The sequence below is a fragment of the Vibrio sp. 2-Bac 85 genome (genome assembly GCF_037546705.1).
Classification (GTDB): domain Bacteria; phylum Pseudomonadota; class Gammaproteobacteria; order Enterobacterales; family Psychromonadaceae; genus Psychromonas.
In genome coordinates, this window is record NZ_JALAAB010000007.1 from 77,043 (window position 1) to 96,706 (window position 19,664).

Consider the following 19,664-nt stretch of genomic DNA (forward strand, 5'->3'; position numbering starts at 1 on the left):
TATTTCTGTGTAGTTGCTTGTTTTAAAAGAAAAAATAATACCCTGTAAATAATTCAATATTAAATAACAGTTAATACTTTTTCCATTGTCAGTCTTGATTTAGCCAATTTCGCATTATAATCCTCAGATGGATGATGGTAACCAATTGCTAATGCAACGTCACATTCATATCCACCTAGCTCATCAGCAAAAATTTCACCTATTAGTTGGCTATCGACACCTTCCATCGGCGTTGAATCTACTTTTAAACGCGCTAACGTATGCATTGCATTACCTAATGCAATATAAGTTTGAGATTTAGTCCAGCTTGCATTACGACCTTGCTCATCAGTATTCATATCAGCAAAAGCGTAACCGCCGAATGCTTTTTCTTTATCTTCTAATTTAGTGCGATTATCAACGATACCTTGGTCGACTACTTTTTCATAATCAGCACGCGTGTAAGCTGGGTTATGTGCAAATAAGATAATATGCGAACAAGCAAAAACATGCGGTTGATTAAATTGAAATTTATTAGCAAAAGTATCAAACATTCTTTGTTTAGCGGCATCACTTTCAATCACAATAAATTTCCAAGGTTGTGAGTTAATTGATGAAGGTGAAAGACGTAATGCTTGGTATAAAACATCTAAGTCTTGCTGTGAAACTTTTTTGCTTGAATCATATTTTTTTGCCGTATAACGTTTTTCTAAATCTGTAATAATCTGTTCATGTGTTGTCATGGTCTGACTCTCATTTGTTTGTTGTTGGTAGCGAACACTTTAAAGCGATCTATTTATTCTTGTCGATATGAGCGATAGAGCCGATAGGCTCGATTACGAATAAACACATTGTACACTTGATTCTTTTATTTGATAATCAATCATAAATTTGAATAACTTGATAATTATTTTTGAATATGTATCACTTAAACGATCTTAAATTAGCAATCCGGATTGCAGACTTACAAAACATTTCCGCAGCCAGTCGCGAACTAAACCTAACACCTGCCGCAGCAAGTGCTGCACTCAAGCGCCTAGAGCAAAGATTGAACTGCCAACTGTTCGTTCGCTCAACACGAAATATGCAGTTAACCGAAGAAGGTCAATTGTTTATTGAAAGTAGCCGTGAAGCGATAAAAATATTAGAGTTAGCGAGTAACACCCTAAACAATAATAATGATCAATTAAGTGGCGACTTAGGGTTAAGTATGCCCTCTGATTTAGGCAGGAATATTGTGAGTGCTTGGTTGGATGAATTTTTAGCTGCAGCGCCTTCTTTAACGTTAACCTTACATTTAAGCGATCACATGAGTGATTTAATGGATCATAAAATTCAACTAGCATTACGTTATGGGCATTTAGCAGATTCAGCACTTAAACGTCGTTACTTAACATCATCACCACGTTATGTGGTTGCTTCTCCTGATTATATCAACGCATTTGGTCAACCTAATAGCCCTGCCGAACTACAACAACATAAATTATTAAATTGGAACTTAGGTAATAAAAATCACCAACAATGGACCTTTAATAAAGATAACCAACGCATACAAGTGCCAATTTCCCCCATTAAAACGACCAATGATGGTGCATTATTAAGAGAGTGGGCTATTGCAGGGCATGGTATTGCTTATAAAAGTTGGATCGATATTGCAGAAGACGTCGAACAAGGTCGTTTGAAAGTTTTGTTAACCGACTATTTAACAGAAGATATTCCTTTGCAATTAGTCTACTTACAAACTGATTACCCTAGAAAGCAATTACGCATGGTGATTGACTTTTTACAACAAAAATTCAGTGAATTCAGCAAGCGCTACCCACCTCCTTAAGGAACGATAATAATAGTTTATTAAGGGGCGGGTATAAGTAACTGCATAAATAATAGGGGCGATGCACTGCACTATAAGTATGTGAATACTCATTTTTATTATTAAAAAATGAGTATTCTGATCTTATGTCACCCTATGGTTGTTTACGTATCGCTCTAGTAAGCACAACTATTTTCACTTGAGAGGGGTTAAGGCAGAGGAAATATTTTATCCAATTCCACTTTAAACACTGACCTCATCAACTAAATACAAAATTGACTGATAAGCAATGCCACTGTGTTTTGACAAGCCAATCTCACAGGTACGGCTATTACTATAACCACGCGTACAATGCGCTGGAACTTGTGACTTCAATGGCAATAATGCCGCCGCATTAAGCTCTGGTGTGGTAAACCCTTTATCACCAGCCCACCCGCAACATTCAATATGCTCAGGCACTATCACCTCGATTGCACAACGTTGTGCAAGTTGTAACATTTGTTTATCTAATGCCTGACGTCGAGTACTGCAGGTGATATGCAACATAATCGTTTCTTGCAACGGTGAAATAGTTAAATAATCTAGTAAATAGTTAAGCACAAATTGGCTTGGCTCTAGTATTTCCATTTGCTGCGAAAATTGTTCAACACTGCGTTTAGCACAGGGACTGGTATCGATCAGCACAGGCCACTTTCCTTGCTCACTGGCTTTCCATAAGGCAGCCTCTAACTGTTGAGATTTTAACTTAGCAACTTCTTTGAATCCCTTACTATCGTGCGGCTGACCACAACATAATTCATTAATCGCGTCAGGAACGATAATGTCAAAACCAGCTTTAATAAGTAAAGAGGTGGTGACTTCCGGTAATGAACGCTGATCTTTATTATCTGCTTGCTGGCCCATGGAACGGCTCGCACATGAAGCAAGGTAAACCACTTTCTTAGCTAGGTTTGAATTAAAAGAGGCCTTTCTTGTCGACTCACTTGTTGATTCACTTACCGGTGCAATAGTCGATTCACTTTTGAGTGAGCTTTCAACATTTGTTGTTTTAAGATGGTAGCGATTAGCAGTTGGGACTTGTGGTGACCATCGTTGCGCTTTATGGGTGGATAATTGAGCAACCCCTTTACTCACTTTATTGATCCGCTCAGCACCTAACGCTTTTTGCGCTATTTGGTTCACTTTTAACCCTAGATTAAGCAGTTTATTGGTTGTCGTAAAATGATTAGCAGTCCAACGTGCAATAGGAGTGAATTGCTGATATTTGGCTGTTCGCAACTTTTTAACTAAATCGCCTGTATTAATGCCAACTGGGCAGCGATCAGCACATAATCCCGTCGCTGCACAGGTGTCTATTCCCTGATACTGAAATGTTTTAGTTAAGGATTTTGAATATGCCGTCTCGCCTGCTCTTTCGCTGCGTTTAATTTCTCGATAAAGCACGATCCTTTGACGAGGTGATAAGGTCAAGGTACGTGATGGACAAACTGGCTCACAAAAGCCACATTCAATACAACGGTCAACTAACTCATCCGCTTGCGGCATTGGTTTCAGATTATGAATATGTGCTTTTTTATCTTCATTAATGATCACGCCCGGATTCAATAATCCAGTAGGATCAAATATACGTTTAATCTGCTGCATTAACGCATAACCTGCTTTACCCCACTCAAGCTCGACGTAGGGTGCCATATTTCTTCCCGTTCCATGTTCCGCTTTTAAAGAGCCCGAATGTTTCACCGCTACTAGCTGAGTCAATTCATCCATGAAGTCACTGTAACGCTTAACTTCATCAGGAGATTCAAATCCCTGAGTAAACACAAAATGTAAATTACCATCTAATGCGTGACCAAAAATAATCGCTTCAGTGTAATTAAATCGGTCAAAAAGTTGTTGTAAATCTCGTACGCCAGCCGCTAAATGTTCAACTGGAAAAGCCACGTCTTCAATGATGACGGTAGTCCCCACCTCTCTCACTGCCCCCACTGCTGGAAATAAACCTTTACGGATAGCCCATAATGTTTCTACCACCACTGTATCGCTTGTGAAAGCAATAGATTCACTCACACTATATTTGTGTATTGTTTTCATTACTGTGTTGCATTGCTGATCTAAGGTCTCTAGATCACTAGCTCTAGACTCAATTAATAGGGTTCCAGCCTCAAGGTCTAAACTTTTAATAAAGTCTGGCATGCCCGGTTTATTAGCAATTGAGCGCATCGCTCTACCATCCATCATTTCAACTGCAGACACAGGCAAATGAGCCAGTTCTGAAACCACTTTACAGGCTGTTTCAATATCATTAAAAACAATTAATGCAGATGCTTTATGTTTATGCTCTATCACAGTGTTATAGGTAATTTCACTAATGAAACCAAGTGTACCTTCAGAGCCAATCATTAAATGTTTGATGATTTCAATCGGATCTTGATAATCCACCAGTGCATTTAAAGAGTATCCAGTAGTATTTTTAAGGCGATATTTATGTTTAATCAGTGCGCTTAAGGTTGCGTCATTGGCAACTTGCTGTGAAAGTTGCTCTATTCCTTCAATCAGCGCTTTATGCTGTGCTTTAAATGCAATAACACTATCGTTATCTGCAGTATCAAGTTGAGCCGCATCAGCAAAAATTAATTTCATGCTTTCCACTGTACGATAAGAGTTTTGTGCCACACCACAGCACATACCACTGGCATTATTAGCTGCAATCCCACCTATTTTACAGGTATTAATAGAAGCAGGATCAGGCCCTATTTTACGCCCAAAAGGTTGTAAGTATTTATTCGCATCAGCACCAATTACACCGGGCTGTAATTTTATTTGCTGGCCATTATCAATTATTTCATGCCCTCTCCAATCGTCGCTTAAGGTAATAAGGACCGAATCTGAAACCGCCTGCCCAGATAAACTGGTCCCTGCCGCTCTAAAAGTACAAGCAATATTCAATGCCTGACAACTTTTAAGCGTATAAATAACTTCATTAACATTATTTAAGCGCAGCACCATTTTTGGAATTAAACGGTAAAAACTAGCATCAGTTCCATAAGCAAGTCGCTGAGCGGGATCACTATAAATTCGAGCAGGTTCTATACAAGCAAGTAAGGTCTCTTTCAACTGTTGAAATTTTTGCAAATGGCTAGCAGACATCATTTATCCTCATTTAAGTCGATAACGTTCAAGTAATCATCGCAATTACTTTTAAAACATAAGCATTGATATTAAGAGCAGTTTTCTGAGCGTCGATAAAGTTATGATTAAATTGCAATACCGAATGTATTAATTATTAAACAATGTGACCTGAGTGAAATTATTGGGGTGAGTATGGGATAGAACATTAACTAATGAGTGCTTCCCTGATAGGGTAACTCTGCGCAGTGAACGACAAGTTAATGTTTTTCATGTAGAGTTTGTAAAGATTTCCTTAAATGAGCACAATTAAATGTCAGATGATATTAAAAGCACACAAGTAGAATTCGAAAAAATAACCCTCACACTAAATGCCATGCAATTCGCACAATTAACGGCTTTCTCTTTAGGTTTACCACAACTCTACTTTTGCCGTGAATATTTAGCGTTAGATGAAGAAACGACTATTAATCACTGTAAACAACGTATTCTGAATTTAATCGCCAATAAAGAAATTTCAATGCAACAGTTAACGCACCTATTAACTGACAAAGACTATTTTGACGCCGATGAAGCACGTCTTCGTTTGGGTCCAGAGTTAGTCTCTTAATAACCTAAGCTCTTAATAACCTAAGCTCTTAATAACCTAAGCTCTGGATAAGCAAAGCGATAGAACACCGTTCTTTCCGCGGATTTCTTCGTTAAACTATCTATCAATAACTCGCCTTGAATTATGTAAAACTAACGGCTCTGTATAGCCCAAAAATATAATTTTATGATTTTAAATATAATTCCTCTTTCATTAATCAGAATTGAGAGCCTGAATTGAGGTTAAATAACAACTTTTGCAGCTTTTATTTTTCAATAAGTTTCGATAAACCTGTTATTAAGTTTCAATAAATAGGTAAGTAAACGTCTTGTTTTACGAGCCTCATCAATATCTAAAAATAGTTATTATAAACAGTCATTTCAGTACACAACATAATGATTTTACATTCAAAAAACATGCTAAATGAGAAACGGCAAGTAAAAGGGATGGGTTATAAGACAACTGCCTCCCGTCATTTAAGTGCACCAAAATAAGCCAATCGCCCCAAATTAGAGCAAAAATCAATTAAGTCATACAATAAAACTAAATGCAGCATAAAAGATCTCGAACAGCAAAAATATAACGCTATGTTTTAAATAGCAAAAAAAAACAAATACCTCATAGTGAGTACTTGGTATTTAATTTGCTTATCCTGTTAATAAAATAGTATTAAGGGATATAAAATGGATCTAACCACTAAAGAAAAACATTGGTTACCGTGGCTTGGCGCAACTGGCAAACTGGCATTAGGCAAAGCTTGTTGGTTGAATAAAGATCGTAAAAAAATACTCGAACAAACCTTTACTAGCACTGCTGAAACGCGAGTACACATTTTAACATCATGGGTTAGTACACAATGGAATTTTCTTCATGATGGCGCTTTATACATCTCCTCCCAACCTCAAGCACAATGGAAAACGTCGTTACAAAGCTTATTAACAAGAAACAATGATTTTTCAGAATTATTTATCGTAATGGAAGATGGACAAATTGTAGCCTCTAGTTATCACAATCCTATACAACATAAAATAGACCAAACAATACTTACAAAAGGGTTACAGGCTCCTTTTTTGCACGGCCCTTATTTAGACTCGCAAACGCAATTAATTGGGCCATCAAGTTCTAACTTTCATGATGCCGTTACATTAATGTTTTACCAACCTATTATAAAGGACAATCAAGTCATAGGCTGTTTGTGCGGACGAGTCCCTAATGATGTAATGGGGGATCTGATTCAACGCGAAGCGGGACACATTTACAGTGAGTCCGGTGATAATTATATTTTTATGGTTAAATCGAACCAAGATCCTACCATTAGCAGCGGTACTGCGCTTTCTCGATCGCGATTTGAAGACAATGCTTTTTCTCATGGTGAAAACCTTAAATCGGGTGTGCACACACAATGGGGAACAGTAAAAATACAACAGCATACGGAGTTTGAAATACGTTTTACCGATCCTGCTACGCAACAATTACACCCAGGAGTCAGAGAAACAATTAAACACGGAGAAAATTTGTATGTTGATTATCCCGGTTATTCTGACTACCGACATATTCCAGTGATTGGAAAAGGGGTGACCTTCCAACTACCCGGATCACCAGATATATGGGGTATGATGTGTGAAGCAGACTTAGAAGAAGTTTATCGTCACCGTTCACTCACTTATACTTTGGGTAAAAAACTATTATTAAGTATTGCCCTACCCTTTTTTAGTGCCGTCGCATTCTCCTATGTTATGTCCTTAAGTGCCTTACAGAATAGTGTTTTAATTGCAATTGCATTAATAATAGGGGTAATTGGTTTTTGTAGTTTTGGTTTAAAACCAATCACGTCGCGTTTAAAGCATATGGTCGACGTTTTACAAATGCTTGCCGAAGGTGATGCAAACCTAAATCAACGCTTTGACACCACTAAATTTAGTGCAGATGAATCCGGAGATATGGGTCGTTGGATAAACAGTTTTATCGATCGGTTAGATAATATGTTAGGTGAAATGATCCATGCATCTAGTGAAGTCAATACAGTCAGTGAATCGATGTTACGGCACAGTATTAATGTCGATGGAGCAAGTAAAACTACCACGGGCTCCATTGACTCTATGTTGCAACTATCGCACGAGCAGCAAGGTGAAATAGCCAGTGCCACCGCTTCCGCACAAGCAATGAATGAATTGATGTTAGATGTTGTTAGTAAAACGCAACAGGAATATACACAAGCAGTGAATAATACCGCTCAAATTAAAGATATCGTATTAGCCTCAGCTAAAAGCGTGAATGACGTTAATGGTCAGATGAAAGAGATAGAAGCGATAGTGACTTTAATTACGGGGATAACCGAACAAACCAACCTGTTGGCATTAAATGCAGCCATTGAAGCCGCTAGAGCTGGCGAACATGGTCGAGGTTTCTCCGTCGTTGCCGATGAAGTTCGTAACCTTGCCACTAGAACATCAGAAGCGGCCAAGCATATAGGTAATATTATGTCGAAATTAAGTAGCGAATCTGAAATGGCTGTTAAGTATATGCAGCAAGGGGTAACCAATGTTGATCAAAACAGCTTAGCCTTAGATTCAGGAGAAAGAAGCCTCAAATTACAAAGCGCAGTCGAGTCAATGTTCAATACCATGAATCAAATTGCCAGTAATAGTGAGCGACATGGTGCAACAGCACAACAAGCCCACACCACAACCACAGAAATGGAAACGTCCTCACAACAATTAATCCATCAAACCACATTGGTTCAAAATGCCGTATTACGCCTCAACAAATTAGTTGAACGTTTTGAGGTATCTAAACGCGCTGCATAAGCTTTATCGACAATGACGATTACTTAACCTCAACAACCTAGCTTCAGTTCATTCATTATTCAGTGCTGAAGTTAGGGAGAGAAACATTAAATAATTAAATAATTAAATAGTTAAATGGTTAAATGGTTAAATGATTTAACACTCGATACCAACCTTACTCTCTTTTTTAAATTTATATCGTCCCCCTATTATTATTTCCTTTTTTATAAGCAGCTTTATTTTTTAATAGTCAAATAAAACAGCTGAAAATCAAACAATACCGAGCGTTTAATTAAGCTACGTTATCTCGCTCACATTATTAGTTTAATTGCGCCTGAATTCTGCTAAAATCTGGCGCTGAATTCGTTGGAGAATAATTTATGAAAGACAATAGCCAAACTAAAGTGATCGTCGGTATTTCCGGTGGTGTTGATTCCTCAGTATCTGCTTATTTATTACAGCAGCAAGGCTATCAAGTAGAAGGCTTATTCATGAAGAACTGGGAAGAGGATGATACCGATGAGTATTGTTCAGCTGCTCAGGATCTGCAAGATGCACAAGCTGTCTGTGATAAGTTAGGTATTAAGTTACATACCATCAACTTTGCAGCTGAATATTGGGATAACGTATTTGAGCATTTCTTAGAAGAGTACAAAGCCGGACGTACCCCAAATCCAGACATCATGTGTAATAAAGAAATTAAATTTAAAGCCTTTTTAGAGTTTGCTGCTGAAGATTTAGGTGCTGACTTTATTGCCACAGGTCATTATTGTCGACGTCGAGATGTAGATGGCCAAGCACAACTGCTTCGTGGTGTAGATAACAATAAAGATCAAAGCTACTTTTTATACGCAGTTGGTGGCGAGCAAATCGCAAAAACCTTATTCCCAGTTGGTGAATTAGAAAAACCAGAAGTGCGTCGTATTGCAGAAGAACAAGATTTAGTCACCCATAACAAAAAAGACAGTACTGGTATTTGTTTTATTGGTGAGCGTAAATTCACTGACTTTTTGCAAACTTATTTACCTGCACAGCCTGGCGATATTGTAACGCCAGATAATGAAGTCATTGGTCAACATCAAGGACTGATGTACCACACTTTAGGGCAACGTAAAGGTCTTGGTATTGGCGGTTTACAAAATTCTAATGAAAACCCATGGTATGTAGTGGGCAAAGATATGGAAAATAATCGCTTATTGGTGGCACAAGGTGCTGATCATCCAGCTCTGTTTTCCTATGGTTTGATTGCTAAAAAATGTGATTGGGTTGATAGAACGCCTAAAAAAGAAAGTTTTAGATGTACAGTAAAAACGCGTTACCGCCAAACTGATATTCCATGCACGGTCAATCCGATAGATGATGATACCCTAGAGGTTATTTTCGATCAGCCTCAAGCAGCCGTGACACCTGGGCAATCAGCCGTATTTTATCTTGATGAAGTGTGTTTAGGTGGTGCGATTATCGACCAACATTTACAGAAGTAACGTTAACTCAGTTGTAAGCATTAACCGATTAATATTTTCTCGGTTAATGCAAACTTTTAAAAAGAGATGCAACGCAATATTCAATAATAACGTACTAAAAGTCGATAGTATTTTGTTCAACAGTTATTCAAATTAGAAGTGTATTCATTATGTCATTCCATACGTTAGAATCTCGAAGCATTGCTTTTGCAGCAATGTGCCAAGCTGCCTACTTAGTTGATAAAATAGCGAACAAAGGTATGTGTCCTGATGCTGTCGCATTTAATGCTTCTTTACGCTCGATTATGCGTACCGATAGCGCAGCACCTTTAGATATTTTTGGTGGGCATGACGCACTAAAATTAGGTTATAAAACAGTGATTGCACAACTCGATAATGCTGATGGTAGCCGTAACATGCAAATCACCAAATACGTAGCAGGCTTAATGGCGTTAGAACGAAAACTCTCTGCAAATTCAGGAGCTTTAAACTTGCTCGGTGAACGTATTAATCAAGTTAATCGCCAATTAGCTCACTTTGAAATTGATGACAGCAGCGTATTAAGCAACTTAGATTCTATCTATAAAGACCTGATAAGTAATTTGGGTCCTAAAATTCAAGTAAACGGTAATCCTGCTTACTTGCAACAAGAACATACACAGCATAAAATTCGCGCTTTATTATTAGCCGGTGTTCGCGCGACTGTATTGTGGCGTCAAATTGGCGGCAAACGTCGTCAATTATTATTATCGCGTAAAGCGTTAGTGCACCAAACAAAACAAAATTTACTACGAACTTAAAACACAAATTGACGTTTCCTAACCGGGGAACAAAGCAACTATTTAAACAACCTACATATCATTAGGAGCAACAAATGGAACTTTCAGGACTAACAGCTGTATCACCAGTTGACGGCCGTTACGGTAGCAAAACTGCAATTTTACGCGATATCTTTAGTGAATTTGGTTTAATCAAATTCCGCGTACAAGTTGAAGTGCGTTGGTTACAAAAACTAGCACAAACAGATGGTATCGCTGAAGTTCCAGCTTTCTCTGCTGAAGCAAATGCTCACCTTGATGCGATTGTTGCAAACTTCTGTGAAGCAGATGCACAACGTGTAAAAGACATCGAAGCAACTACCAATCATGATGTAAAAGCAGTTGAATACTTCCTTAAAGAAAAAGTAGCAGATAATGCAGAGTTAAATGCAGTCTCTGAATTTATTCACTTTGCCTGTACTTCTGAAGATATTAACAATCTATCTCACGCATTAATGCTGGGTACTGCTAAAACAGACGTTATCCTGCCTTACTGTAATCGTATTGTTGATGCGATTAAAGCAAAAGCGATTGAATACAAAGCAATACCAATGATGTCTCGTACACATGGTCAGCCAGCTTCACCTACTACACTAGGTAAAGAATTTGCTAACGTTGTTGCACGTCTACAACGTCAAGTTAAACAAATCGAAGCAACTGAGCAACTAGGTAAAACAAACGGTGCTGTTGGTAACTACAATGCTCACCTTAGTGCTTACCCAGAAATTAACTGGCAGGGTTTTGCGGAAGAATTTGTGACTAGCTTGGGGGTGACATTTAACCCGTTCACAACACAAATTGAACCGCATGATTACATTGCAGAGTTGTTTGACGCAATCGCTCGTTTCAATACAATTCTTTTAGACTTTGACCGTGACGTATGGGGTTATATCTGCCTTGGTCACTTCAAACAAAAAACAATTGCAGGCGAAATTGGTTCTTCAACCATGCCACATAAAGTAAACCCAATTGATTTTGAAAACTCTGAAGGTAACTTAGGGCTAGCAAATGCTATCTTTGATCATCTAGCAGCGAAACTACCTGTTTCTCGCTGGCAGCGTGACCTAACAGACTCAACGGTATTACGTAACTTAGGTGTTGCTATCGGTTATTCTGTTATCGCTTATGAAGCAAGCTTAAAAGGTATTAGTAAGCTTGAAGCAAACGAAGCAAACATGTTAAAAGATTTGGATTCAAACTGGGAAGTATTAGCAGAGCCAATCCAAACTGTGATGCGTCGTTACGCTATCGAAAAACCATACGAGAAACTAAAAGAGCTAACGCGCGGTAAACGTGTGGATGGCCCTGGTATGTCAGAGTTTATCGATACACTTGAATTACCAGAAGCAGTGAAAACAGAGCTTAAAGCAATGACACCCGCGTCTTACATTGGTCAAGCAATTGAATTAGTAGATAAAATGGCATAAATCGCATTGTCATTTAAGCTTACTTGATTGTTGAAAAGTGCTCATTTAAAACATAAACGACGCTTCTCACCTTGCATTAAAGATAAATGACTTAACGATTACTTTGCTTTGAGGCAACCTTCGGGTTGCCTTTTTTATTGCTTTTTAACCAAATTAAAAATGGCTGTAATCCACTATAACAAGCAATACCAAAGGAACACACGAGGATAGAGATAAACATTTGTAATGTCATCACCTGCTCTAAGAAAATCATGGCTAATATAACTGACACAATCGGAACCAAAGCCATGATCGTTGCAGCAGATACCGCTCCTAATTTATTAATAGAGTAAGTCATGCAAAATAACGCAATGATACTCACCACTATGCCTTGGTAAATACCTTGAAGTACGATCTCATCAAGTGGCGCACTGCTGATATTACTGGGTAAAAAATACCAAATAGGCGTAAAGAACAAAGCATTAATTAATGGCACCGCAATCATAACGGTCTTCAAGTTCAAACCCCATACCCTCATAGAAACAGAATAAAAGGCAATCGCAAAAGCCGCTATCAACAGCCATAACAATGCACTGATTGTTGCACCTCCGGTACTGGTAAATAAAAGCACATTGGCTACTAAAATAAGAAAAACACCAACATATTGCGCATTATTTAAACGGACTTTTTTCCATACAAAAACAATCGCCGCGCACATGATAGGTAACGAGCCATTGATAATTACCCCGGTATTAGCAGCATCAGACATCAGCAACCCAATCAAACTAGCACAGACATAAAACGTTCCACAACATAAACTACAAATGATGATGGGTGCTGTAAACAGGGCTTTAATCGATGTTTTACTGAGTAAGGCGTAAACCAATACAATCATGCCAGCAGTAACGAAACGTACCCCTGTCACATCCCAAACTGTTAATGCACGGGAAAGTCCCCATTTTGAAATAATGATCCAACCAGACCAAATCATCACCATCATCAAGCCAGCAAGTAATCCAGTGACTTTATCAAACTTAACCGTGCTATCCATGCTACTTCCTTGCTAGATTTAACTAAGAGAATGTACTTTAACTAAAAAAGACGCTGTTAATGATTTATGAGGAGAGGCGAACCATCTTAAATCGGCCGATCACATTACTAAGCTATTAGCCTTAAAGCAATCTAATTTAAATCCTCTTACAAAGTATAATTTGTATCACTATCGTGCATACAGGTGACCTGTTACACTTCAGATTATTTGAACCTCAAAGGCAGTACCCTATGTTTGAACTTAATTTTGAAATTAACCAGTTTTTAGATGACTACTGGCAACAAAAACCAACCTTTATCAAACAAGGTTTTGTGGATTTTCAAGATCCTATTGCACCTGATGAATTAGCTGGTTTGGCCATGGAAGAAGATTTAGAAAGCCGCTTGGTTTATCTTGAAAACGATCAGTGGCAAGCAGAGTGCGGACCTTTTAAAACCTTTGAACGTTTAGAAGAAGAAGGTGCAACTTTATTAGTACAAGCCGTGGATCATTGGCACCCAGATGCACAGCAGTTAGTACGACCATTTCGCTTTTTACCAAACTGGCGAATCGATGATTTAATGATCAGCTATTCAACGCCTAAAGGTGGCGTCGGCCCCCATATCGACAACTACGATGTGTTTATTATCCAAGGCCAAGGAAAGCGTCATTGGCGTGTTGGTGCACGTCAACCATTACCTGAGTTCGCAGCACACGGCGCGTTGAAACATTGCGGTCCTTTTGAAGCGGCTATTGATGTTGAAATGGAACCAGGCGATATTCTTTATATTCCAAGTGGCTGCCCACATGAAGGTTATGCTATTGAACCTTCACTTAATTACAGTGTTGGTTTCCGTGCACCAGATCAAAATGACTTACTCAGCAGCTTTACTGATTACAATATTGATAACTACGAAAATGCATTACGTTATACTGATATTCCAATGCAAGTACGTGAAAATCCAGGTTGTATCGAACAAGCTGAGTTAGAAAAACTACATCAAGTGATGTTAGAAAATTGCCAAACACCCGAGCATTTAATCCCATGGTTTGGACGCATGATCAGTGAAGCAAAACATGAATTAGATATCGCAATCCCTGAATATCCGCTTGAAAATGAAGATATTATCGAATTTTTAGAAGACGGTGCGATATTTACACGCTTAGGTGGATTACGCGCAGTGTATTTCGAGCAAGCACCTAAACAAGTCTTTATCAACGGAGGTGTTTATGACGTTTCAGGTTTTGTTGAACTCGCCCATTATTTATGCGATCAAGATGAAGCAGCCAGTGAGTTGATAGTATTATTTAAAGATGAGCCGGAAGCATTAACGCTATTTACCAAACTAGTAAACCTCGGTTATTGGTACGCAGAATAGTTTTTAATATAATTAAATAGATAGATAAATAGATAAGCAGCTTACCCTTATAAGCTGCTTATTTTGAGTAGGAACAAACTCCTCTCAATTAGACGATGACAATCAACTTCTGTGATTAGCCCCTTTTCCAACAGCCCTCACACTAAAGTAATATTTACTCTTCAACAATACTTACAGACTGAATTACAATAGTTTATCGAAACTAAACCACCCCCTATGATATGCTTTGTAGTATTACTTTTTAGTGTGTTTAAACCTTATTCAACCTGATCAGGCTTAAACCCAATATACGAATACCAACTCACTTTATAAAAAGGAAACAATATGCGTTTTTTACATACCATGGTTAGGGTCAAAGATTTAGAAAAGTCTATGCACTTTTATTGTGATCTTCTTGGGCTGGTTCTAGTTAAAAAAAATGATTACGAAAAAGGTCAGTTTTCATTAATTTATCTGACTGCTCCCGAAAATATTATAGATGGTACTGAGTTAAAAGACTTAGATAGTCCACTTATTGAGCTCACCTATAATTGGGAACCAGAAAGTTACACCGAAGGTAGAAATTTTGGTCACTTAGCGTTTGAGGTCGATGATATTTATGCACTTTGTGAAAAGCTACAAGCAACAGGCGTTATTATTAACCGCCCACCAAGAGATGGTCATATGGCCTTTGTAAGATCACCTGACAATATTTCTATTGAGTTATTACAGAAAGGCAAAAAGTTAGCAGCAGCAGAGCCTTGGGCTTCAATGGAAAATACCGGCACTTGGTAAAGCAGTTTTAATAGACGACTAAATAATCCATATTGATTGCTAACGGATATATGTCGGCGACGATAATTAAATTTATTAACTCATTTAGTTATCGTCATCACCATTCACACTGAAGGTATATATAATATGTTACTAAATTTTTCAGATTACACTTCTGCACAACGTTATCACTTAATGACGCAAACTATTGTGCCTCGTCCAATCGCTTGGGTATTAACTCAATCGGATAATAACAACCCGAATAAAGTCTATAACTTAGCCCCCTTCTCATACTTTACAGCCGTATCAAGCGATCCTGCGATACTAATGATTTCACTCGGTAAAAAACCTAATGGCGATAATAAAGACACTTTAACCAATGTATTAAAAAACAAAAAAATGGTGATCCATATTGCTTCTGATGATCAAGCAGAGATCGTCACGCAAACCGCGGCAACACTAGCACATGGAGAATCAGAACTGTTTGCCACAGACTTAACAACAACAGCCTTTGATGACTTTCCACTACCACGTTTAGAACAATGCCATATTGCTTATGGATGTGAACTTTATGAAATTAAAGAGATAGGTGATTTGCCACAAACATTGATCTTTGTTGAAATTAAGCATTTATATATTAATGACCAAGTATTAAATACTGAAAATCCAGACCGAATTAATATTTCAGCAGATAAAGTAAAACCACTAGCACGGCTTGGTGGAGGTGAATATGCATCAATTACTGCCCCATTTAGCTTTAAACGGCCAGATTAACTAACTTTTTTATTACTTGATGCAAGAAAATGAACCGGGTCAGTTTCTTTGATTTTTCTGGGGATAGCTTCTTTTCTGATAAAAGAATGTAGGCTCGCCGACAAGGCAAAACCAGTGCGAATCAATACCAAGTTGCAGCAAAGAGCGTAGACGGTTGATACTTTAAGATGTTACAACAACTCCACCGTTAAATTTTTCTGTATCAATAACTACCCTAATCATCTCTTCGTCTTTAATGAATAACGCGACGAGATTGCCAATAATGCTTTCGCCAATACGGATTTGAAAGTTTTGATATTTTCACACCTTTACTAGTCGAAACATGAAAGAACTCTCCTTCTCCCATATAAATACCTACATGCCGACTAGAACGGCCAGTTTTAAAGAACACCAAATCACCCACTTTTAATTGGCTCTTTTTAATTGAGAAACCTTTTCTTACTTGATACTCAGTGGTACGCGGTAATTGGATGTTAAAGCTATTCTTAAAGACTTTCTGCACTAAGCTTGAGCAATCAATGCCATGCAGGCTATTACCGCCGTATCGATAGGGACTACCTTCCCAATGCTCATGCTCATTGAGTAACAATAAATACAATAAATCACCCGTCTGCATATTAGCTGAAGAGGTTTTATTTGAGCTTGAAGTAATCGCAGAAGAGGCACTGTTTGTTATTGAAGAGGTATTAGTACTAATTGAAGTATTATCTTGATGGTCAGGTTTTGATGAACAGGCAGCTAAAAGGCACAATAAAGGTAATAAACTTAACTTATAATTTAACTTGCAGCTTAGTTTATGGCCTAATTTATGGTTTAGTTTATGGCCTAATTTATGGTTTAGTTTAGAAATTAGCTCAGATTTGAAATCAGACCTTAATTGAACATTATGACGTTTTAACACCCAAAACATACACCTACTCCACTCGTTTAACTCACATTCTAATAGACTCATCACCGTTATTTTTATCAAAAATAAAAATGGGGCTTACGCCCCAAAGTTTAGTATCTATTTTAAGCTTTGAAAGCTTAACCTAAAATTTCGGCAAGTTCTGCGCTGATCACATCAACAGCTTTAGTACCATCAAACTTATGATGAGCACCGTTACCTTGTGCTGCTTCTTGCTTGTAGTAAGCAATAAGAGGCGCTGTTTGTGTATGGTAAATATCTAAACGTTTACGTACTGTCGCTTCTTCATCATCAGGACGAATAGATAGATCATCACCTGTCACATCATCTTTACCTTCCACTTTTGGTGGATTATAAATAACGTGATAAGTACGGCCAGATCCAGAATGAACACGACGACCAGCCATACGCTTAACGATTTCTTCGTCAGGCACGTCAAATTCAAGTACGAAATCAACGATCACACCCGCTTCTTTCATTGCATCAGCTTGCGGAATAGTGCGAGGGAAACCATCTAGTAAAAAACCTTTTGCACAGTCTTCTTGTGCAATACGTTCTTTAACCAAGCCAATAATTAGCTCATCAGAGACTAATTGACCTGCATCCATTAATTCTTTTGCTTTTAATCCAAGCTCTGTGCCCGCTTTCGCAGCAGCACGTAACATGTCACCCGTAGAGATTTGTGGGATACCATATTTTTCCATCATGAACTGAGCTTGTGTACCTTTACCAGCACCAGGTGCACCTAATAAGATAATGCGCATTTATAGCTTCCTATGTAATTAATAAATTCCAGACCGAAATTTACACGTTTGTGACAATTTTCTCAAGAATATCAACAAAAAAGGCCTGCATAAGCAGGCCTTCGACACATTTATGAGAAGATTATCCTAATAAAAGTTTATTAATTCGAGCTACAAATTCTGAAGGGTCATCTAGACTCCCCTTTTCAGAAAGTACTGCTTGTTGTAATAACAACTCAGCCCACTCTGCAAATAATACCTCATCAGTCATATCCGCTAATTTAGTGATCATGACATGTTCAGGGTTAAGCTCAAAAATTGGCTTGCTTTCTGGAACGGGTTGACCCATTTGCGCCATCAACTTAGCCATTTGCGTACTCATATCATCGTTATCAGCAACAATACAAGATGGTGTAGAAGTTAAACGCTGTGTTAAGCGCACATCTTTCACTTTATCACCAAGTACTTTTTTAGTACGTTCAATGAAGCTAGCAAATTCAGTGTTTTGTTTTTCTTGCTCTTGTTTCTCTTCTTCAGAATCAAGTTTACCTAGATCTAAATCGCCCTGAGTTACACTAACAAATGTTTTACCATCGTACTCTGGTAAATGGCTTAATAACCACTCATCAACACGGTCTGATAGTAATAGTACTTCGATACCTTTCTTACGTAAGATCTCTAGGTGAGGACTATTTTTAGCAGCATTAAAACTATCAGCAGTAATGTAGTAAATTTTATCTTGTTCTTCGTTCATGCGCTCAATATACGCATCTAAAGAAACGGTTTGCTCAGCTACATCAGCTTCAGTTGACGCAAAACGGAATAACTTAGCAATTTGCTCTTTATTACTTGGGTCTTCAGCAGGGCCTTCTTTTAATACTTGGCCAAACTCAGCCCAAAATGCGTTGTACTCAGTTTCATTTTTCTTAGCAAACTTAGTTAGCATAGACAGTGCACGTTTAGTACAAGCACTACGTAGCTTAGTCGTAACGCGTGTATCTTGTAGAATTTCACGAGATACGTTTAATGGTAAATCATTTGAATCCAACACACCTTTAACAAAACGTAAGTAAGTTGGCATGAACTGCTCAGCATCATCCATAATGAAAACACGTTGCACGTATAATTTTAAGCCATGCGCTTTTTCACGGTTCCATAAATCATAAGGAGCACGTTTAGGAATGTACAATAAGCTAGTGTATTCTTGCTCACCTTCAACTTTATTATGAGACCACGTTAGTGGATCTTCGAAGTCATTAGCGATGTGCTTGTAGAACTCTTTGTATTCTTCGTCTTTTAAATCACTTTTTGAACAATTCCATAAAGCCGTTGCTTTATTAATTGATTCCCAAGCGGCTTCAACAGCAGGCACTTTCTCGCCATCAGGACCTTCAGATTCAGGTACTGCATCTTTAAACATTTGCACAGGAATACTGATATGATCTGAATATTTAGAAACGACTGTACGTAATTTATAGTCATTTAAGAATTCAGTTTCATCATCACGTAGATGTAGAATGATTTCAGTACCACGATCTGCTTTTTCAATATCAGCTACCGTGTAATCAGCTTCACCAGCAGACTCCCAACATGTGCCTTGAGAAGCATCATCACCCGCTTTACGTGTATTAACGGTTACTTTATCTGCAACAATAAATGCAGAATAAAAACCAACACCAAATTGACCGATTAGTTGTGAGTCTTTAGCTTGGTCACCAGATAATTGCTCGAAAAAGTCACTAGTACCAGATTTAGCAATGGTGCCTAAATGCTCAATGACTTCATCACGCGTCATACCAATACCATTATCGCTAATAGTGATGGTTTTTGCTTCTTCATCAAAGCTTAAACGAACACGTAGATCAGCATCGTTTTCAAACAAGCTACCATCGGATAATGCTTTGAAACGTAGTTTGTCCGCAGCATCAGCTGCATTTGAAACAAGCTCACGTAGGAAAATTTCTTTATTTGAATATAAAGAGTGGATCATTAATTTAAGAAGTTTACCAGTATCAGCACTGAACGCATGATTTTGTTGATGTTCCATATTTCTATTTCTCTCTTAAACAAGTGGTTATTGGTCTTACTTAGATATTTAAGA

At 38.0% G+C, this 19,664-nt stretch carries 15 protein-coding genes; 9 read left to right on the plus strand and 6 right to left on the minus strand.

Going from position 1 to position 19,664, the window contains the following annotated elements; translation table 11 throughout:
* Positions 1-59: 59 nt before the first annotated feature.
* Positions 60-722 (minus strand): nitroreductase family protein, encoded by a 663-nt coding sequence (locus MT390_RS09490; protein ID WP_166372330.1) that lies wholly within the window; start codon positions 720-722, stop codon positions 60-62.
* A gap of 176 nt (positions 723-898) precedes the next feature.
* On the opposite strand from MT390_RS09490, the gene MT390_RS09495 reads away from it, so the two are divergent.
* Entirely contained in the window at positions 899-1,810 is a 912-nt protein-coding gene (locus MT390_RS09495) for a LysR family transcriptional regulator (protein ID WP_166372374.1), read from the plus strand.
* Positions 1,811-2,032: 222 nt separating this feature from the next.
* Here the strand turns inward: MT390_RS09495 and MT390_RS09500 are convergent, their stop codons facing one another.
* Positions 2,033-4,936, minus strand: a complete 2,904-nt coding sequence (locus tag MT390_RS09500; RefSeq protein WP_499440941.1) for an FAD-binding and (Fe-S)-binding domain-containing protein — start codon at positions 4,934-4,936, stop codon at positions 2,033-2,035.
* Between the two features lie 292 nt (positions 4,937-5,228).
* Here MT390_RS09500 and MT390_RS09505 point away from each other — a divergent pair, with 292 nt between their 5' ends.
* The 5 genes from MT390_RS09505 (at position 5,229) to purB (ending at position 11,998) form a co-directional block, all read left to right on the plus strand.
* Positions 5,229-5,525, plus strand: coding sequence for a hypothetical protein (locus MT390_RS09505; RefSeq protein ID WP_499440823.1), 297 nt, complete (start codon positions 5,229-5,231; stop codon positions 5,523-5,525).
* Between the two features lie 662 nt (positions 5,526-6,187).
* Positions 6,188-8,311 (plus strand): methyl-accepting chemotaxis protein, encoded by a 2,124-nt coding sequence (locus MT390_RS09510; protein WP_499440825.1) that lies wholly within the window; start codon positions 6,188-6,190, stop codon positions 8,309-8,311.
* Positions 8,312-8,670: 359 nt separating this feature from the next.
* The gene (gene mnmA / locus MT390_RS09515) at positions 8,671-9,774 is read left to right on the plus strand and encodes a tRNA 2-thiouridine(34) synthase MnmA (protein ID WP_166372326.1); all 1,104 of its coding nucleotides are present in this window, start codon (positions 8,671-8,673) and stop codon (positions 9,772-9,774) included.
* 149 nt (positions 9,775-9,923) lie between these two features.
* The gene (gene hflD, locus MT390_RS09520; RefSeq protein WP_166372325.1) at positions 9,924-10,553 is read left to right on the plus strand and encodes a high frequency lysogenization protein HflD; all 630 of its coding nucleotides are present in this window, start codon (positions 9,924-9,926) and stop codon (positions 10,551-10,553) included.
* Between the two features lie 74 nt (positions 10,554-10,627).
* Complete coding sequence (gene purB / locus MT390_RS09525; protein ID WP_299661649.1) at positions 10,628-11,998, plus strand: adenylosuccinate lyase; 1,371 nt, start codon at positions 10,628-10,630, stop codon at positions 11,996-11,998.
* Between the two features lie 91 nt (positions 11,999-12,089).
* On the opposite strand, the gene MT390_RS09530 is transcribed toward purB, so the two are convergent.
* A complete protein-coding gene (locus tag MT390_RS09530; RefSeq protein WP_299661651.1) occupies positions 12,090-13,028 on the minus strand; it encodes a DMT family transporter in 939 nt (312 codons plus the stop codon).
* A 230-nt stretch (positions 13,029-13,258) separates the two neighbouring features.
* Between MT390_RS09530 and MT390_RS09535 the strand changes: the two genes are divergently transcribed.
* The 3 genes from MT390_RS09535 (at position 13,259) to MT390_RS09545 (ending at position 15,913) form a co-directional block, all read left to right on the plus strand.
* Complete coding sequence (locus tag MT390_RS09535; protein ID WP_499440827.1) at positions 13,259-14,386, plus strand: ribosomal protein uL16 3-hydroxylase; 1,128 nt, start codon at positions 13,259-13,261, stop codon at positions 14,384-14,386.
* A gap of 324 nt (positions 14,387-14,710) precedes the next feature.
* Positions 14,711-15,160 carry a lactoylglutathione lyase gene (gene gloA / locus MT390_RS09540; protein ID WP_499440829.1) on the plus strand — a complete coding sequence of 150 codons (450 nt, stop codon included), beginning with the start codon at positions 14,711-14,713 and terminating at the stop codon, positions 15,158-15,160.
* A gap of 126 nt (positions 15,161-15,286) precedes the next feature.
* Positions 15,287-15,913 (plus strand): flavin reductase family protein, encoded by a 627-nt coding sequence (locus MT390_RS09545; RefSeq protein WP_499440830.1) that lies wholly within the window; start codon positions 15,287-15,289, stop codon positions 15,911-15,913.
* 232 nt (positions 15,914-16,145) lie between these two features.
* Here MT390_RS09545 and MT390_RS09550 read toward each other — a convergent pair whose 3' ends face one another.
* The 3 genes from MT390_RS09550 to htpG all read right to left on the minus strand — a co-directional run bounded on the left by MT390_RS09550 (position 16,146) and on the right by htpG (position 19,610).
* Positions 16,146-16,823 (minus strand): C40 family peptidase, encoded by a 678-nt coding sequence (locus tag MT390_RS09550; RefSeq protein WP_499440832.1) that lies wholly within the window; start codon positions 16,821-16,823, stop codon positions 16,146-16,148.
* A gap of 116 nt (positions 16,824-16,939) precedes the next feature.
* Complete coding sequence (gene adk, locus MT390_RS09555) at positions 16,940-17,584, minus strand: adenylate kinase (protein WP_166372319.1); 645 nt, start codon at positions 17,582-17,584, stop codon at positions 16,940-16,942.
* A gap of 121 nt (positions 17,585-17,705) precedes the next feature.
* Positions 17,706-19,610, minus strand: coding sequence for a molecular chaperone HtpG (gene htpG, locus MT390_RS09560; protein ID WP_166372318.1), 1,905 nt, complete (start codon positions 19,608-19,610; stop codon positions 17,706-17,708).
* Positions 19,611-19,664 lie beyond the last annotated feature (54 nt).

What these genes read in the sequence shown, in the direction of transcription:
- MT390_RS09490 (WP_166372330.1), bottom strand. Translation starts at nt 722, where the DNA reads ATGACAACACATGAACAGATTATTACAGATTTAGAAAAACGTTATACG.
- MT390_RS09495 (WP_166372374.1), top strand. Translation starts at nt 899, where the DNA reads ATGTATCACTTAAACGATCTTAAATTAGCAATCCGGATTGCAGACTTA.
- MT390_RS09500 (WP_499440941.1), bottom strand. Translation starts at nt 4,936, where the DNA reads ATGTCTGCTAGCCATTTGCAAAAATTTCAACAGTTGAAAGAGACCTTA.
- MT390_RS09505 (WP_499440823.1), top strand. Translation starts at nt 5,229, where the DNA reads ATGTCAGATGATATTAAAAGCACACAAGTAGAATTCGAAAAAATAACC.
- MT390_RS09510 (WP_499440825.1), top strand. Translation starts at nt 6,188, where the DNA reads ATGGATCTAACCACTAAAGAAAAACATTGGTTACCGTGGCTTGGCGCA.
- mnmA (WP_166372326.1), top strand. Translation starts at nt 8,671, where the DNA reads ATGAAAGACAATAGCCAAACTAAAGTGATCGTCGGTATTTCCGGTGGT.
- hflD (WP_166372325.1), top strand. Translation starts at nt 9,924, where the DNA reads ATGTCATTCCATACGTTAGAATCTCGAAGCATTGCTTTTGCAGCAATG.
- purB (WP_299661649.1), top strand. Translation starts at nt 10,628, where the DNA reads ATGGAACTTTCAGGACTAACAGCTGTATCACCAGTTGACGGCCGTTAC.
- MT390_RS09530 (WP_299661651.1), bottom strand. Translation starts at nt 13,028, where the DNA reads ATGGATAGCACGGTTAAGTTTGATAAAGTCACTGGATTACTTGCTGGC.
- MT390_RS09535 (WP_499440827.1), top strand. Translation starts at nt 13,259, where the DNA reads ATGTTTGAACTTAATTTTGAAATTAACCAGTTTTTAGATGACTACTGG.
- gloA (WP_499440829.1), top strand. Translation starts at nt 14,711, where the DNA reads ATGCGTTTTTTACATACCATGGTTAGGGTCAAAGATTTAGAAAAGTCT.
- MT390_RS09545 (WP_499440830.1), top strand. Translation starts at nt 15,287, where the DNA reads ATGTTACTAAATTTTTCAGATTACACTTCTGCACAACGTTATCACTTA.
- MT390_RS09550 (WP_499440832.1), bottom strand. Translation starts at nt 16,823, where the DNA reads ATGTTTTGGGTGTTAAAACGTCATAATGTTCAATTAAGGTCTGATTTC.
- adk (WP_166372319.1), bottom strand. Translation starts at nt 17,584, where the DNA reads ATGCGCATTATCTTATTAGGTGCACCTGGTGCTGGTAAAGGTACACAA.
- htpG (WP_166372318.1), bottom strand. Translation starts at nt 19,610, where the DNA reads ATGGAACATCAACAAAATCATGCGTTCAGTGCTGATACTGGTAAACTT.